Below are 16,841 nucleotides of genomic sequence, written 5' to 3' on the forward strand. Positions count from 1 at the left end.
GATTCTATGAACTCTACGAGAGGCATAGGAATGAATAAACAGCTTTTATACCCTATTCAAATACCGGCAAGCTCGGTTCATGAAGACGGTTATTTCAGGATGTTGTTAGGAGGGCTAGGAGCATGACTGCAATAAGACAAGATGCATGGAGTGCAGAAGATGATTTGATATTGGCGGAGGTGACATTGCGCCATATCCGGGAAGGCGGTACACAGCTTGCTGCGTTTGAGGAGGTTGGACAAAAAATTGGAAGAACCTCCGCGGCATGCGGCTTCCGCTGGAACAGCTGCGTGCGCAAACGCTACGATGAAGCGATTAGCATTGCCAAAGCGCAGCGTCAGAAACGTAGTTATATCCGCAAGCAGAGCCCAGTGGGAGTATCGCAGGTGGCGGCCTTTGCCACACTGGATACGGTCGAAGGGGGATACAGATCGGATGGAATGAATGAGGATACGTTATCTATTGATGCGGTGATTCGCTTTTTGCGTCAATGGAAAGGAACTGTGCAGGAAACCAATCGACAGATTAAGATGCTGGAAAAAGATTTGCGGGAAAAGGAAGAAGAATTGAATCAGCTTCGTTCCATTAATGATCGGCTGTCCAAGGAAGTCAACGAAGTGCAAACCGACTATCGTGTCGTAAATGATGATTATAAAGCCCTGATTCAGATTATGGACCGAGCACGGCGCTTGGCTTTAATTACTGAGGATGAGGATGAGCTTAAATCTAGATTCAAAATGGACGCCAATGGGAATCTGGAGCGTATTGAGTAGCAAGATTACATCAGCAAATACCATATAAAACGTCAACTCGTGCTTTGCCGTAGTTGGCGTTTTTTGTATTTCTCTGGAGTGCATATGATATAGTAGAAAAAAAGATGGAAGCGAGACGATACAAACGTGATTGATATTATTGGAGCGGGTTCACTGGGATTATTGTTCGCGGGAAGGCTGGCGGCCACAGGTACTGATGTGAGATTGTGGACACGAACACTTGAACAGGCACGCAGCATTGCTTGTGACGGAATTACAGTGTTTGACAAAGGGGGGGAGATAGCTGTTCATGTGCCTGGAGATACATTAAAGGTAGCTCCATTGGCGGATTGGCAGCGTTTAAATTCACATGCTCCCGCACAATGGATTTTTTTAATGACCAAACAGGGGGCCATCGAGGAAGTATTAAAGCAGATTCTACCTGTGGCTAAGACGGAAAGAGAAACGGGAATCGTTTGTTTACAGAACGGGATCGGACATATTGAACGTATTAGACAGGCCTGGCCTGAAGCCGAGTTATACCCTGCCGTAACGACCGAAGGAGCCAAGAGACAGGGAGCCGCATCTATTGTGCATGCCGGAGCGGGTGTGACTGAAATTGGCTGGTATGAGGAACGGGGGAAGACGCAGGACAGGAATTTCAAACAATACGTGCTAAATCGGCTGCTTGCAGCAGGATTTGACGTTTGCTTGTCGAAAGAAATCGAGAATGGTATGTATCGCAAGTTGTTGATTAATGCCGTGATCAATCCGCTGACGGCGATATGGCGAATCCGTAACGGCGAGCTGCTTTTGGACCCTGTTCGTTTACATATGATGCGCAAGCTGTATGATGAAGGCATTCAAGTGTATGAAGCCCGTGGTATCCGCTGGGACAGCAGTTGGTGGGACCAAATTTTGAATGTTTGCCAGGCAACGGCAGAAAACCATTCGTCCATGCTGGCCGATGTGCTTGCACAGTCCATGACAGAAGTTGCTTCCATTAACGGGCAGCTGGTGCAGATGGCAGAGCAGGCTGGGGTTACTGCACCAACTCATGAGGTATTGTGGCAATTAATTGAAGGCATGCGGCTAAAAGAGGGGTGATCAGTTGAGTATTATACAAGGTACCATTAGCACATTCAGTATTCTTCCCTTTTTTCCGTTTCTGATCGTATTTGTGGTTTGTCGCTACATTCTTAAAATGGAAAAGAAGAAATCATTGCTTGCATCGATGGATATTACCACGGCTTTTCTGATTCTTTCCGTCGCGGCACTCTTTAACGTCATTTTCACATCCCGCTTCGGTTTTTATTTGATTTTACTTCTTTTACTATTGGCGCTGGGTTTAATTGGAGGTGCCCAAAATCGAATAAAAGGCAAGGTTGATGGTAAAAGATTATGTAGAGCGGTCTGGAGATTAACTTTTATAGCGATGACATTGGCGTATTTTTTGTTGACTGTTGTTGGTATATTTAAGAATATATTCAATTCCATGTGATATAATATGACATCAATTGGTGAAAAAATATGAATTAATCATGTTTTTTTGAAAAAAAAGCTCAATTTAAAGAAATGTAATGTAGATTTTTTTGACCGCTGGTTGTATAATCTATAAACATATACCACTTTAGAACTAGGGGGAAAACGCTAGATGAAAAGGAAAAGCTTTTTAGTCCTTTTGACACTCGTTCTTGCAGTTGGCGCACTACTTGCAGGATGTGGCTCCGCGAAGAACGATAACAATGGTAAGGGCGCACAAGAAAATGCATCAACTACGCCGGCTCCGGCCGACAAACAAATTTTGCGCATTAACCTTCTTTCCGAACCGCCAACCTTCGATCCGGCACAAGCTCAGGATAGCCAAACTAACACGGTTCTGAAAACTTTGTATGAAGGTCTCGTACGTATGGGGCCTGATGGCAAAGAAATCCCTGGCGTAGCTGAATCTTGGAAAATTTCCGATGACGGCAAAACCTATACGTTCAAACTTCGTGATAATGCAAAATGGAGCAATGGCGACCCGGTCAAAGCAAGTGACTTCGTATTTGCTTGGCAACGGGTATTGGATCCTTCCACGGCTCCTGCACCTCCATATGCTTATCAATTGTACTATATCAAAAATGCTGAGGGCTACAACCTGAGCACTTCGAAAACCTTTAAAGGAACTAAAATTACAGACTTTAAAGATGTAGGTGTCAAAGCTGTTGATGACCATACATTGCAAGTAGAACTGGTAAACCCAACTCCTTACTTCCTTGGCTTGACCTCGTTCTATACTTTCTACCCTGTACATCCTTCTATTAAAGGGAATGACAAATGGGCTGTTCAGAAAGATAGCATGATCACTAATGGACCTTTCACGTTAACAACTTGGGACAGCGGTCAAAAGATCGAAGTCACCAAGAGCGAAAACTATTGGGGTAAAGACCAAATCAAGCTGAACAAAATTACGATGTCCCTGGTAAACAGCGGTGCAACGGAACTGGCTTCTTACAGAAGTGGACAACTTGATTATTCTGGGTTGCCGAACGGCGAAATTCCTGCAGACCAAATTCCGGCTGTCAAAAAAGAGTTGCCAAATGAATTCGAGGCTAAAGGAATTGCTAGTACGTATTACTACTTATTTAATGTAACAGAAAAACCATTTAACAATGTTAAAATCCGCAAAGCGTTTGCGATGGCTATTCAACGCCAACCGATCGTTGACAGAGTGACCTTGGGCGGACAACTTCCTGCATTCGGCTTCGTACCTCCAGGTATCAAAGGAGTTTCTCAGGAATTCCGTACTGAGCATAAAGATGATTACTTTAAAGAAGACATCACTGAAGCGAAGAAATTGCTTCAAGAAGGTATGAAAGAAGAAGGCGTGACTACACTTCCTCCGGTAACCTTGTTGTATAACTCCAGTGAAAGTCACCAAAAGATTGCTTTGGCAGTAGCTGATATGTGGAAGAAAAATCTTGGTGTAGACATCAAAACCCAAAACCAAGAGTGGGGCGTATTTATTCAAAATCGTAACAAGCTGAATTACCAAATTGCCCGTGCTGGTTGGTCTGCCGACTACAATGATCCAATGACATTCATGGATATGTGGACAACAGGCAACGGTAACAACAATGCGGGTTACTCTAACCCTGCATATGATGCTTTGATTCAAGCAGCTAAGACAGAAACTGATCCAGCTAAACGTATGGAAGATTTTGCGAAAGCAGAGAAAATTCTGGTTCAAGATGATATGGTAATGCTTCCGATTTACTACTATTCAAATGTTTCTTTAACGAAACCGAATGTAAAAGACATCGCGCTTGACTTTAGTGGAGCAATTGATTTCACAAGAGCGTATATTACACAGTAACTGAAGCTCAATTCTGAAGTTTGATAGTTACTTCGGGATATATATGTGGATTGAACCATATATATCCCGTTTTTTTTGTGTCCTAGTCTTTTCCATCATCATGTAACCATGCAAATAAGTAGATTGGATTGTCCAATTCTATTTCGATAAAATCGAATGGTGTCGAAAAAATTATGGGGGGTGTAAACGGGCAATGACGCGTTATTTGATCAGTAAATTTCTCTACATGCTGCTATCTTTGTTCATTCTGATCTCTGCGACGTTTTTTCTCATGAAAGCAATTCCGGGTAACCCCTTCATGAGTGAAAAAGCGACTTCTCCTGAGATTCAAGCCCGGTTAATGGAGCAATATGGGCTGGATAAGCCTGTATATGTTCAATATTTTAAGTACTTGGGTGATATTGCTTCAGGTGATTTTGGTATTTCCATGAAAAAACTGAATCAAGATGTAACTGACATTATCGGGCAAACTTTCACGGTTTCGCTAAAATTAGGTTTTGTTGCTATCATCGTGTCGATTATTGTCGGTGTTTTGCTAGGTATGATAGCGGCGATGTACCATCGCAGGCTCATTGATAACATTGCAATGATCTTGGCAATTATGGGGATTGCAGTTCCCAGCTTCGTCCTGGCGTCTCTAATCCAGTTCTATTTCGCTCAGAATTTGGGCTGGTTTAATGTTATGGGATTTGAGGGTCCACTGGACTACGTCCTGCCTGTTGCTGCGTTGTCTGCTCAGCCGATTGCGTTTATCGCTAGATTGACACGCTCCAGCATGCTGGAAGTGCTTCATGCAGACTACATTAAGACTGCCAAGGCGAAAGGCTTGCAGCCTGTTACGATTATGTTTAAACATGTGGTGCGGAATGCGATCTTGCCGGTCGTTACCTATGTTGGTCCAATGACTGCAAATATCATTACTGGTTCTGTGGTTATTGAACGGATTTTCGGAATTGGCGGCATTGGTAAGGTATTTGTTGATAGTATTACAACCCGTGATTATACCATGATTATGGGAGTAACTATTTTCTACGGAATCTTATTGATGGTAGCGCGTTTTATTACAGATATTGCATATGGATTTATTGATCCACGGATTAAGCTTACTGGCGGAAAGGAGGGATAACTTTATGTCTGTGAAAGATAATGCTGTGAACTTGGAGAAGCTTCAGGTGAAACCTGAAGACTTTAAGAGAATCGGAGCGGATGAAAAGCAGTCTGAAGTTATTCAGCGTGAAAGCTTATCCGCTTGGCGTGATGCTTGGGAACGGCTTCGTAAAAATAAGGTGGCTATGGCCAGCTTGATTGTGCTGGTGTTAATCGTGCTTTTTTCTCTGATTGGTCCGAAATTGTCACCCTATAACTACTATTCTAATGATTTGCTGAGCACAAATCTCGCACCGTCTGCGGAGCACTGGTTTGGAACGGATGATCTTGGCCGTGACATGTTTGTCCGTACAGCGATGGGGGCGCGAATTTCCTTGACGATCGGTCTGGCTGCAGCAATGATTGACTTGCTGATGGGTGTTATTTATGGTGGAATTATGGGTTACTTTGGTGGCCGCGTTGATGAAATCATGAATAAATTTTCTGAAATCTTGTATTCCATTCCTTATTTGCTGGTTACAATCCTGCTGCTCGTTGTACTGGAGCCAAGTATTACCACCATTATTATTGCGCTCTGTGTAACGGGGTGGATTAACATGTCATGGATTGTGCGCGGTGAGATGCTGCAACTCAAAAATCGGGAATTTGTACTTGCTTCCCGTTCCATGGGGGCTGGAGCAGGCCGTCTGCTGTTCCGCCACTTGTTGCCAAATGCTGTTGGTCCGATCATCGTTACTTTGACCTTGAGCGTTCCAACCGCTATTTTCTCCGAGGCATTCCTGAGCTTCCTTGGATTAGGGGTACAGGCTCCTCAGGCGTCACTGGGTTCAATGATTGAATCAGCTCTGACAGGATGGATGTACTATCCATGGCGTATGCTTTTCCCGGCAGGTTTGATCAGTTTGATTATGCTTGCGTTCAACCTTTTTGGCGATGGCCTGCGTGATGCGCTTGATCCGAAGCTGAAGAAATAGGAGGTGAGATCATGGTGAGTAGCAACAATTTAATTGAGGTAGAAGGTCTTAAAAAGTATTTTAATGTTGGCAAAAACCGTGTGCTCAAAGCGGTGGATAACCTGAATTTCTATATTCGCGAAGGTGAAACACTTGGGATGGTAGGTGAATCCGGTTGTGGTAAATCTACAGCGGGTCGTACCATTTTGCGCTTATATGAGCCTACAGCAGGTAGCGTACGTTTTAACGGTACAGATATTTACAAATTATCACCAAGCAAAATGAAAGCCATGCGTCGTGATATGCAAATGATCTTTCAAGATCCATATGCATCATTGAACCCGCGTTTTACGGTTTCTGATATCATCGGTGAGGCGTTAGATATTCATAATATGGCGGGTAGCCGTGCCGAACGTAAAAAACGGATTGAAGAATTGCTGGATCTGGTTGGTTTGAACCCGGACCATGCAACTCGCTATCCGCATGAATTTTCCGGTGGACAGCGTCAACGGATTGGTATTGCCCGTGCGCTGGCGGTTAATCCGAAATTCATTATTTGTGATGAGCCGATTTCAGCGCTTGACGTGTCCATTCAGGCTCAGGTTGTCAACCTGTTAAAAGAGCTTCAAGAACGTTTGGGTTTGACATACCTGTTTATTGCGCATGATCTGTCGATGGTCAAGCACATCAGTGATCGGGTAGCTGTAATGTATAGAGGCAAAATGGTTGAGCTTGCTGAAAGTTCTGAATTGTATGCCAACCCGATGCATCCATATACGAAAATGCTTTTGTCGGCGATTCCACTTCCTGATCCGGAAGTCGAAGCCAACAAAAAACGAATTATTATGCCTGACGATCAAGGCGGTCCAATTCATGATGCGTCCGATAATAAGGCAGGGGCCTATAACTTGGAAAATGCTACACTGATCGAAGTGTCCAAAGGACATTTTGTGGCTGAGCCTTATGCTTGATCCTGCTTTACACACGAACCGTCGAGTTGCTCGGCGGTTTTTTTTGTAGGAAGCTTTGACGCGGAGAGGGGCTTTCGGTACAATCAAGCAGTAAGGTTTTGGTGGAGACAGGAGGCAGACCCATGAGAATTATTCCTGAAATGCTTCGCGGAGGGTCGGCTTTGGCAGAAGATTATACACAGGGTACAGGGCGCGCACGCGATTTGTATGAGTACGATGTTCTGCATGCCGATGCATATGCCCAACGGGCGAAGTGGCTGGATGAGACGGAGCATCTGCGATTAAGCCGTAAGGAAGTCGTAGCATGTCTTCGCATATACAATGAGCAATATAATTCGTATGAGGCAGTTCGGGCTTCATTGGATCGGCTGGAAAGTCCAGACGCTTTAGTCGTAGTTGGCGGACAACAGAGCGGACTGTTTACAGGTCCGATGTTGGTCATTTACAAAGCGGTCACGATCATTAAGGCGGCCAGGGAAGCAGAGGAGAGGCTTGGACGTCCGGTTGTTCCCGTCTTTTGGATTGCTGGTGAAGATCATGACTGGGATGAGGTCAATCATACATACGTACTGGCGAATGATCCGCAAGCCATCAAAATCAAGCTGAAAAAGCAGCCTGAACGCCGTTCTTCGGTTAGTACCATTAAAGTGGATGCTGTAGAGTGGAAGCAGGCAATGGCGGATATAGAGCAAAGCTTGCCTGATTCAGAGCATAAGGCTGATATTTTGCGTATGATTGAGCACGGTTTGACCGATTCGTATGGACTAAGTGAGGCCTTTGCCAAGCTGCTGGGCCTTTTATTTGGCGACTATGGACTAGTACTGCTGGATTCAGCGGATCCTTCGCTGCGCAAGCTGGAAGCATCCGTTTTTCGTCAGTTGGTTCAGCACAATGATGAGCTGGAGCAGGCTTACCGGACGGCCGCTGCGCGAATCGTGGATTACGGCTATCATTTACAAGCGGATGTACACAAAGATGGCGCGAATCTTTTTTATATCCATGAAGATGAACGTTTGCTGCTTTTCAAGCAAGGCGGACTATTTACGGATCGGCGCGGCCTGGTAGCCTTTACAAAGGAAGAACTGCTTGAGGAGATAGAAATACACCCGGAACGTTTTAGTAACAATGTACTAACCCGTCCTCTCATGCAGGATTCATTGTTTCCGGTACTTGCATCTGTGCTGGGTCTAGGAGAAATTGCCTATTGGGCGATTACCCGAGACGCCTTCGGGGTTCTGAAGATGCAGATGCCGATACTGCTGCCCCGAATGTCCTTTACGCTGCTAGACCCGGGTGTAGAGAAGTATATGCTTAAGCACGAATTAACCTTTGGACGGGTTAGGGACGGCCTTGAGGAGTCGAAGAAACAATGGCTTGCAGCCCAAGATCAGATTGGGATTCAGGATCAGTTTTCCGGGGTAAAAGAAGCCTTTGCCCGTCTATACGAGCCGCTTGTACAGCAGACAGGATTGATTGAAAAAGGTTTGCTTCGGCTCGGAGAAACCAACAGCAAGAAAATTCTGGGACAGATTGCTTATCTGGAGGCGAAAGTTCAGGAAGCGCTCCTTCGGCAAAATGAAACGGCACTTCGCCAGTGGGACCGTATTGAGTGGTCACTTTTTCCATTTGGTCAGCCGCAGGAGCGGGTGTACACGATCTATCATTTTCTAAACCGTCACGGGCTTGGTTTGATTGATATCATTATGAACATACCAACGGATCCGGCAGGTACGCATCGTGTAATTTATGTATAATTTATGTAAGATTTTTTGTGTAGTGTATTGATTTTACCGTGTTAGCAGATTCAGCCCATACTAAGGAGGAAACAACGTAATGACTTCCCATTCTCTGCAAAACAGCATTGTTCACGATCTTAAACTGGCCCCTGAAGGTCATCTGAAAATTGATTGGGTGGAAGCCCACATGCCGGTATTAAACCGGATACGTCAACAGTTCGAGCAGGAGCAGCCTTTTGCAGGTCTGAAGGTAACCATCTGTCTGCATCTGGAGGCTAAAACAGCTTATTTGGCTAAAGTAGTACAGGCAGGTGGGGCACAGGTCACAATTACTGGTAGTAACCCATTGTCCACACAAGATGATGTTTGCGCGGCATTGGTTGAAGATGGGATTACAGTCCTGGCTAAATACAATCCGGATCCGGAAGAGTTCAAAAATTTGCAAATTAAGGCGCTGGAAACGAAGCCGGACCTCATTATTGATGATGGTGGTGATCTTGTAACTCTGTTGCAATCCGAACGGCCTGATCTGATTTCTACCATCCGTGGGGGAGCAGAGGAGACCACTACAGGGATTATTCGTTTGAAGGCATTGGAAAAAGAAGGGCAGCTTCACTTTCCAATGGTGGCCGTGAATGATGCATACTGCAAATATTTGTTCGACAACCGCTACGGTACAGGACAGTCAGCTTTCGACGGCATTATTCGTACAACGAACCTGGTTGTGGCAGGCAGCACAGTTGTTGTAGTAGGCTATGGCTGGTGTGGCAAAGGGGTTGCAATGCGAGCAAAAGGCCTAGGAGCCAATGTTGTTGTAACTGAAGTTGATCCAATCAAGGCAGTAGAAGCCCATATGGATGGTTTCCATGTATTGCCAATGGTAGAAGCGGCTAAACTGGGTGATTTCTTCATTACAGTAACTGGAAATAAAGCGGTAATTACCGGGGAGCACTTTGATGTTATGAAGGATGGGGCTGTGCTGTGCAACGCAGGCCATTTTGATGTAGAGGTTAGTAAGCCTGAGCTTGCCAAACGCTCCGAGTCCATTCGCACGGTCCGTCGAAACATTGAGGAGTATCGCTTTAAAGACGGACGTAAAATGTACTTGCTGGCAGAGGGACGCCTCGTGAATTTGGCTGCCGCGGATGGTCACCCTGCAGAGATTATGGATACTACATTTGCGCTTCAGGCGCTTGGTTTGAAATATGTGAATGATCGTTACAACGAGCTGGGCAAAGCGGTTATTAATGTGCCTTATGAAATTGATGAGCAAGTAGCCCGCTTCAAGCTCGATAGCCTTGGAATCAAAATTGATGCTTTAACTGAAGAGCAAAAGATCTATCTGGACAGCTGGAACGCGTAACTGGAGCATTTTCCAGTCACAATGCTGGCTGTTAAGACATTCAGCTTTTTAACCAGATGCTCGTATAGGTTGACATCTGGATTGGAGATTAAGCCCTTTATTTCATGTTGTTTCGAAACCTGATGCATATTGTCGGGGGTTCGGCTTCATGGAGTAAGGGGCTTTTTGGCGTCTTGTGACGGAGGGCTACAATAACAGACACAATCGTATCGATTTGCCGTTCATCACTTTTTGGTAATGAAAAAGAGGTCTTTGATTTTTTAAAGCGAATCTATTATGCTTAGGTGGTGGAAAGTGGGCCAAAGTGGGAGAAATGGGGTAAGGGGTGACGAAACCAATGTTTATGGGGGAGTTCCAACATAGCATTGATGAGAAGGGTCGGCTTACAGTTCCGGCCAAATTTCGTGAACTTCTCGGTGCCTCGTTCGTAGTTACCCGCGGGCTGGACCAATGCCTCTTCGTGTATCCCATGGATGAGTGGGCTGTCATGGAGAAAAAATTAAAGGCACTGCCTCTGATGAAAGCTGATGCGCGGGCGTTTACCCGATTTTTTTTCTCGGGAGCGACTGAATGCGAATTGGACAAACAGGGCAGGGTAAATTTACCGGGGAATTTGTGCGAATACGCCAAGCTCACTAAAGAGTGCGTCGTATTGGGAGTGTCCACTCGGGTAGAGATTTGGAGCAAGCACACTTGGGAGCAATATTTCAGCCAATCAGAAGAAGCATTTAACGACATTGCTGAGAAATTGGTTGATTTCAACTTTGAATTGTAATTTAGGAGGTCAGTCGTTTGTTTCACCACATTACCGTACTCAAGGAAGAAGCAACACAGGCACTGAACATCAGGCAGGACGGGATCTATGTGGACTGCACGCTGGGAGGGGCAGGACACAGTTCCGTCATTGCGTCACAGCTCGGCCCTGAGGGAAGGCTCATCGCCTTTGATCAGGACGATTGGGCATTGGACAATGCGCGTGAGAAGCTGTCGGCCTATCAAGGAAAGATTTCATTAGTGAAATCCAACTTCCGCCACCTGCAGGACAAGCTGGCCGAACTGGGATTGCCTGAAAAAGACGGCGTCCCGCAGGTCCAAGGCATTTTGTTCGATCTGGGTGTATCCTCGCCCCAGTTCGATGAGGGGGAACGGGGATTCAGCTATAACCATGATGCACCGCTTGATATGCGGATGGATCAGAGCAGCTCGCTTACGGCTTACGAAATTGTCAATGAATGGCCGGAAGCGGAGATTGCACGTATTCTGTTTCAATACGGAGAAGAGAAGTTTTCACGACGGATCGCGAAGATCATGATTGAACGTCGAATGAACAAGCCTATTCACACAACGGGGGAACTTGTCGATATTATCAAAGAAGGAATTCCGGCTGCGGCACGCAGAACCGGGGGACATCCGGCTAAACGCAGCTTTCAGGCTTTGCGGATTGCTGTGAATGATGAGCTGGGTGCACTGGAAGATACTTTGCATCAGGCAATAAAATGTCTGGCTCCAGGGGGCAGAATTTCGGTTATTACGTTTCATTCCTTGGAGGATCGGATATGCAAACATATTTTCAAGGAGTATTTGGCGAAAAGCATCTATCCGTCTGATTTACCTATTTTGGATGACAAAATGGTAGGCGATCTAAAGCTGGTGAATCGTAAGCCGATTGTGGCATCAGAGCAGGAATTGGAGCTTAATCCACGGTCCCGGTCGGCCAAGCTGAGAGTTGCCGAGAAATTGTAAATTTGATGAGAAGGAGAGGCGACATGGCTTATACACGGGGTAATTTGGCTGTAAAAGAAAGAGCCCGTCAGGAACAGGTTCAACAACAACGGTACCGTGAGACCACCAAAGTCGTTACACGCCGCAGAGAGCTGCCGATTCGGGAAAAGCTGTTGTATCTGTTGACCCTTGTAGCGTGCATAGTCATTGCTGGTATGTTGATTGGCAGGTACGCTCATATTTATCAAATTAATTATGCGATTAATACGGCCAGCAAGGACATTTCTAAATTACAGACCAATATCGCCCAACTGAAGATTCAAAAGGAGAGGCTCGAGAATCAGATTGCGCCAACAGCAAAGCAGCAGGGATATATCGAGCCGACAAAAGAACCTATTCGTGTGGAAAAGCAGGCTGCCAAATAGTTAAGAGCATAGCTTCAAGCTATGCTCTAATGTACATTTTTTGCAGAGAGGTTTGAGCTATGGTCAAGAGAATAAAGCTTCGCACACTGCTGATAGGGGGATGTATTACCCTCTTTTTTCTTGTTCTGCTGCTAAAGGTATTTTGGATTCAGGTCGTAAGCGGGGAATATTGGCATGAACAGGTAGTTGCACAAGTGGAAAAAGATCAGGTGATTCTGCCCAAGCGTGGAACCATTACGGACCGTAAAGGAAACGTACTGGCTACGGATGCACCTGCTTATACGGTAGTGGTCAACCCGAGTATCATTCAGGAATACGATTTGGAAAACGAGGTTGTAGCCAAACTGCATCAGTTACTTAAAACACCTGAGGATGAGTTGAGAAGACATCTTTCGGCCAAGGACAGTAAGGGGAACTACTTAGTAAATCGCGAGATTCGTAATGGTGGCTGGAAGGCAGATCCCGAGGTCAAGGCACAGGTGGATACGTTCAAAAAATATTTGAAGGATAAGTATGAAGTAATTGGAGCTGTGGACACTGTTCAAGAATCCAAACGCTATTATCCGGAAAATAAGCTGGCCTCCCATGTTCTTGGCTATCAAAGAAAAGACGGCACAGCAGGCATGGGGCTGGAGGCTTATTATAATAAAGAGCTTTCGGGTACGGCTGGCAAGCTTCTTTATCAGCGGGATCTGAAGGGTGTCCCTCTTCAGGGATCGGAAAGTATCTATGAGCCGGCACAAAATGGGAAAAATTTAAAGCTGACGATTGATGATACGATTCAGTATTATATAGAGAACGCCATGCAGGAAGCTATTGCAAAATACAATCCGAAAACGATGACTGTTGTCGCGGCAGATCCCCAAACGATGGATGTTCTCGGGATGGCGAGTTATCCTAATTTTAATCCCAATACATATGGGAGTGCACCATTGGAATCTTTTCGCAATAATGCTACTCAGTCTATCTACGAGCCGGGTTCTACGTTTAAGATTGTAACCTTGGCTGCTGCAGTTCAGGAAAAGGTATTTAATCCGAATGAAACCTACCGGTCTGGTATCGTTAGGGTCGGAGGCTGGGATATTCGCGACGTGAGCCGTAACTGGGGAACGTTAACCTATCTTCAAGGTGTCAAGCGTTCAAGTAACGTCGGTTTCGTCCATCTAGGGCTGGACAAGCTGGGTGGCGAAAAGCTGAAAAATTATATTAATAACTTTGGCTTTGGTGTAAAAACGGGGATTGATCTTCCAAGTGAGTCTGCTGGAGCTATCACATTCCATACCCAATACAAATCCGAAGTTGCAACGGCTTCCTTTGGACACGGACGTGTTCAGGTGACACCTATCCAGCAGGTAGCTGCGATTTCGGCCATTGCTAATGGGGGTAAGCTCATGGTGCCTCATTTGGTGAAGGAAATTGTAAATCCAGATACGGACGAAGTGCAGACGATTCAACCTAAGGAAGTCCGTCAGGTGATTTCGAAGGAATCGGCAGTCCAGACAAGCAGCTATCTGGAGCAGGTCGTGTCTGACCAGGAAATTGGTACAGGACGTCTTGCCTATATTGACGGATATCGTGTTGCTGGTAAAACAGGTACGGCGACGAAGGTCGTCGGCAAAGTATACGACCATTCGAAGGATGTCGTCTCCTTTATTGGATTTGCACCGGTAAATGATCCGAAAATAGCCGTATTGGTCGTCATGGACGAACCTAACAAATCGGTAGGCGGTGGTACGGCGGCGGCGCCTGTATTTAAAAAAATCGTGTCCCAGTCGCTGCAATACATGGGAGTTCCCAAAACAGGAACCAAGGCGAATAAGACAGATGGCTCTGCTGTGAAAACGGTCGACCTGCCCACTGTACCGCAATTAACCGGTCAGGTGAAAAAGGATGCACAAAACGCATTGCTCAAACAGGGGATTGCCTATGAAACGGTAGGTAAAGGCTCCAAAATCGTTCGCCAGTATCCTGAGGCAGGCGTCAAAATGAAATCGGGGCAACGCATTTATTTGCTGACCGAGGATAGTGCCAACATGACCATCCCTGACTTTACAGGTGTTTCATTGCGTGACACACTTCAAGTTTTGACGCTTATGAAGGTTGGTGTCCAGGTGAGTGGCGAGGGCTATGTTGTCTCTCAAAAGGCACAAATGGTGAATGGCAAGCGGACCGTCAGCGTGAAGCTCCAGCCAGCCAAGGAAACCGTAACTGGAGTGAAACCGGAGGACACGCCGGATCAGGCCACAGGTGTGGCTACAAATCAGTCAGGCAGTGCAGCGAAGACGGGTACCAATCTCAAACCCGATACAAAAACCGACACCGGTACCGATACTACTGCGAATGCAGGCACAAGCGTCAGGCCTCCAAGTGGAGGAAACTCTGCTATAGCAGATGAAAAAAGTGCTGCTGCTATTAAAGGCGAGGATAATTGATAGCTTGTTCTAACGGCCGTTTTTTTGAATATTCATGAGGTAAGACATGTCATGAGTATTTGGAGGAACGGAGGGGGCGCGTTTGAAAAAATCTAACGTGATCATGCGGCGCAGGCTGGTGTGGGGGCTGCTGGGATTGTTTGTACTGTTCACGGCCTTGTCGATCCGGCTCGCCTATGTTCAATTGGGTAAAGGAGGCGAGCTCTCGGCCAAGGCTGAGGATTCGTGGCGCCGCAATATTCCTTTTGCCGCCAAGCGTGGCGAAATTTTGGACCGGCAGGGTACGGCATTGACCTATAATGTTAGTTCGCCGACAGTTATGGCGATACCCGTACAGATTAAGCAGCCGGAAGAAACGGCACGGAAGCTGGCGCCCTTGCTGGATATGAGTGAGGATAAAGTGCTTAAGCTTATTACCAAACGAACTGCAAGCCAAAAACTTCAACCCGGCGGACGGAAAATTACGATGGAGAAAGCGCAGCAAATTCGTGATTTGAAGCTGCCGGGTATCGTTGTTGCTGAGGACAACAAACGTTATTATCCCTATGGCGATCTGGCGGCTCATATTCTCGGATTTACGGGAATTGATAATCAAGGGCTGACAGGAGTAGAAAAGCAGCAAAACAGCAAGCTTCGGGGGATTGATGGGAGTATTGCATATTTATCTGATGCAGGTGGTCGGCTGATGCCCGGTTCTTCTGAAAAGTACATTGAACCGAAGGATGGCCTGAATTTACAATTGACCATTGATAAGTCTGTGCAGTCCATCATGGAGCGAGAGCTTGACCAAGCCATGGTCAAATTTCAGGCCAACTCGGCATTATCTATTGCCATGAATCCCAAGACAGGTGAGATACTGGGCATGGCTGGACGACCAAGCTATGAGCCAGCGCTATACAAGCAATATGCGCCTGAAATTTACAATCGGAATTTGCCGATCTGGATGACCTACGAACCTGGTTCTACGTTTAAAATTATTACACTGGCCGCTGCGTTGGAAGAAAAGAAAGTAGATCTCAAAAATGACCATTTTTTTGATCCGGGATATATTGAAGTTGGCGGGGCGCGCCTGCGCTGTTGGAAAAAAGGCGGTCATGGCAGCGAGACCTTTCTTCAAGTGGTGGAGAATTCTTGCAACCCCGGTTTTGTAACGCTAGGGCAGCGTTTGGGCAAAGAAGCACTGTTCAAGTACATTCGCAATTTCGGTTTTGGCAGCAAAACAGGCATCGACATGATTGGTGAGGGAAATGGAATTTTGTTCAAACTTCCCAAGGTCGGGCCTGTAGAACTGGCGACAACCGCCTTTGGTCAAGGGGTTTCAGTCACTCCGATCCAGCAGGTGACGGCGGTATCTGCTGCAATTAATGGTGGCAACCTTTATAAGCCTCACATTACAAAAGCCTGGATTCAGCCGGAAACAGGCAAGGTGCTGGAAAAAGTAGAACCGAAGCTGGTGCGAAGGGTTGTTTCAGAGGATACCTCCCGACAGGTGAGGGAAGCGCTGGAGAGCGTCGTTGCCAAAGGCACAGGTCGTCCTGCTTTTATTGAGGGTTACCGGGTGGGAGGTAAAACGGGTACAGCGCAGAAGGTCATTAATGGACGGTATTCTTCTTCGGAGCATATTGTATCTTTTATCGGCTTTGCTCCCGCGGATGACCCGCAGATTGTGGTGTACACTGCTGTTGATAACCCGAAAGGTGTTCAATTCGGCGGGGTAGTCGCTGCACCAATCGTGCAAAATATTTTGCGGGATTCGCTGCTTGCTCTGAAAATACCACCTCGCACCAATCAGATTGCCAAGGAGTATAAGTACGGGGAAACTCGAATTGATACGGTCCCGGATTTGGTAGGTGCCGGCGTGGCTGATTTGTACGAAGATATGAATATGAACTTTATGCTTGTAAAATCCGGGTCAGGCAAGACGGTGGTCAGTCAGGCGCCGAAGCCGGGCTCCAGATTGGAACGGGGATCAACGATCCGTATTTATATGGGGGATTGATAGGTTTTTTTTATACCATACTA

Annotated in this window: 14 protein-coding genes; all 14 read left to right on the plus strand. The window is 46.2% G+C overall.

Going from position 1 to position 16,841, the window contains the following annotated elements:
- Nucleotides 1-122: 122 nt before the first annotated feature.
- Entirely contained in the window at nucleotides 123-773 is a 651-nt protein-coding gene (locus B4V02_RS08625) for an RsfA family transcriptional regulator (RefSeq protein ID WP_010345394.1), read from the plus strand.
- A 126-nt stretch (nucleotides 774-899) separates the two neighbouring features.
- Nucleotides 900-1,859, plus strand: coding sequence for a ketopantoate reductase family protein (locus tag B4V02_RS08630; protein WP_094154480.1), 960 nt, complete (start codon nucleotides 900-902; stop codon nucleotides 1,857-1,859).
- Nucleotides 1,860-1,863: 4 nt separating this feature from the next.
- Nucleotides 1,864-2,253 carry a DUF3397 domain-containing protein gene (locus B4V02_RS08635; RefSeq protein WP_094154481.1) on the plus strand — a complete coding sequence of 130 codons (390 nt, stop codon included), beginning with the start codon at nucleotides 1,864-1,866 and terminating at the stop codon, nucleotides 2,251-2,253.
- Between the two features lie 153 nt (nucleotides 2,254-2,406).
- On the plus strand, nucleotides 2,407-4,110 hold the full coding sequence (locus B4V02_RS08640) for a peptide ABC transporter substrate-binding protein (RefSeq protein WP_094154482.1): 1,704 nt from the start codon (nucleotides 2,407-2,409) through the stop codon (nucleotides 4,108-4,110).
- Nucleotides 4,111-4,303: 193 nt separating this feature from the next.
- Nucleotides 4,304-5,236 (plus strand): ABC transporter permease, encoded by a 933-nt coding sequence (locus tag B4V02_RS08645; RefSeq protein WP_094154483.1) that lies wholly within the window; start codon nucleotides 4,304-4,306, stop codon nucleotides 5,234-5,236.
- Between the two features lie 4 nt (nucleotides 5,237-5,240).
- Nucleotides 5,241-6,191, plus strand: a complete 951-nt coding sequence (locus B4V02_RS08650) for an ABC transporter permease (RefSeq protein ID WP_094154484.1) — start codon at nucleotides 5,241-5,243, stop codon at nucleotides 6,189-6,191.
- Nucleotides 6,192-6,202: 11 nt separating this feature from the next.
- A complete protein-coding gene (locus B4V02_RS08655) occupies nucleotides 6,203-7,141 on the plus strand; it encodes an ABC transporter ATP-binding protein (RefSeq protein WP_179032928.1) in 939 nt (312 codons plus the stop codon).
- 122 nt (nucleotides 7,142-7,263) lie between these two features.
- Nucleotides 7,264-8,895 carry a bacillithiol biosynthesis cysteine-adding enzyme BshC gene (bshC, locus tag B4V02_RS08660; RefSeq protein WP_094154485.1) on the plus strand — a complete coding sequence of 544 codons (1,632 nt, stop codon included), beginning with the start codon at nucleotides 7,264-7,266 and terminating at the stop codon, nucleotides 8,893-8,895.
- Between the two features lie 79 nt (nucleotides 8,896-8,974).
- Entirely contained in the window at nucleotides 8,975-10,240 is a 1,266-nt protein-coding gene (locus B4V02_RS08665) for an adenosylhomocysteinase (RefSeq protein ID WP_007431202.1), read from the plus strand.
- 337 nt (nucleotides 10,241-10,577) lie between these two features.
- On the plus strand, nucleotides 10,578-11,015 hold the full coding sequence (gene mraZ, locus B4V02_RS08670) for a division/cell wall cluster transcriptional repressor MraZ (protein WP_007431201.1): 438 nt from the start codon (nucleotides 10,578-10,580) through the stop codon (nucleotides 11,013-11,015).
- Between the two features lie 17 nt (nucleotides 11,016-11,032).
- On the plus strand, nucleotides 11,033-11,983 hold the full coding sequence (gene rsmH, locus B4V02_RS08675) for a 16S rRNA (cytosine(1402)-N(4))-methyltransferase RsmH (protein WP_068502155.1): 951 nt from the start codon (nucleotides 11,033-11,035) through the stop codon (nucleotides 11,981-11,983).
- A gap of 23 nt (nucleotides 11,984-12,006) precedes the next feature.
- Entirely contained in the window at nucleotides 12,007-12,387 is a 381-nt protein-coding gene (locus tag B4V02_RS08680; protein ID WP_007431199.1) for a type VI secretion system membrane subunit TssM, read from the plus strand.
- Nucleotides 12,388-12,446: 59 nt separating this feature from the next.
- Complete coding sequence (locus B4V02_RS08685) at nucleotides 12,447-14,819, plus strand: penicillin-binding transpeptidase domain-containing protein (RefSeq protein ID WP_094154486.1); 2,373 nt, start codon at nucleotides 12,447-12,449, stop codon at nucleotides 14,817-14,819.
- A gap of 82 nt (nucleotides 14,820-14,901) precedes the next feature.
- Entirely contained in the window at nucleotides 14,902-16,818 is a 1,917-nt protein-coding gene (locus B4V02_RS08690; RefSeq protein WP_094154487.1) for a stage V sporulation protein D, read from the plus strand.
- The last annotated feature ends 23 nt before the right edge of the window (nucleotides 16,819-16,841 follow it).

The organism is Paenibacillus kribbensis (assembly GCF_002240415.1).
In the GTDB taxonomy this organism is placed as follows: Bacteria; Bacillota; Bacilli; order Paenibacillales; family Paenibacillaceae; genus Paenibacillus; species Paenibacillus kribbensis.

Bases quoted from the DNA above. Each gene is read 5' to 3' on its own strand.
- B4V02_RS08625 (WP_010345394.1), top strand. From the start codon at position 123: ATGACTGCAATAAGACAAGATGCATGGAGTGCAGAAGATGATTTGATA.
- B4V02_RS08640 (WP_094154482.1), top strand. From the start codon at position 2,407: ATGAAAAGGAAAAGCTTTTTAGTCCTTTTGACACTCGTTCTTGCAGTT.
- B4V02_RS08645 (WP_094154483.1), top strand. From the start codon at position 4,304: ATGACGCGTTATTTGATCAGTAAATTTCTCTACATGCTGCTATCTTTG.
- B4V02_RS08650 (WP_094154484.1), top strand. From the start codon at position 5,241: ATGTCTGTGAAAGATAATGCTGTGAACTTGGAGAAGCTTCAGGTGAAA.
- B4V02_RS08655 (WP_179032928.1), top strand. From the start codon at position 6,203: ATGGTGAGTAGCAACAATTTAATTGAGGTAGAAGGTCTTAAAAAGTAT.
- bshC (WP_094154485.1), top strand. From the start codon at position 7,264: ATGAGAATTATTCCTGAAATGCTTCGCGGAGGGTCGGCTTTGGCAGAA.
- B4V02_RS08665 (WP_007431202.1), top strand. From the start codon at position 8,975: ATGACTTCCCATTCTCTGCAAAACAGCATTGTTCACGATCTTAAACTG.
- mraZ (WP_007431201.1), top strand. From the start codon at position 10,578: ATGTTTATGGGGGAGTTCCAACATAGCATTGATGAGAAGGGTCGGCTT.
- B4V02_RS08680 (WP_007431199.1), top strand. From the start codon at position 12,007: ATGGCTTATACACGGGGTAATTTGGCTGTAAAAGAAAGAGCCCGTCAG.
- B4V02_RS08685 (WP_094154486.1), top strand. From the start codon at position 12,447: ATGGTCAAGAGAATAAAGCTTCGCACACTGCTGATAGGGGGATGTATT.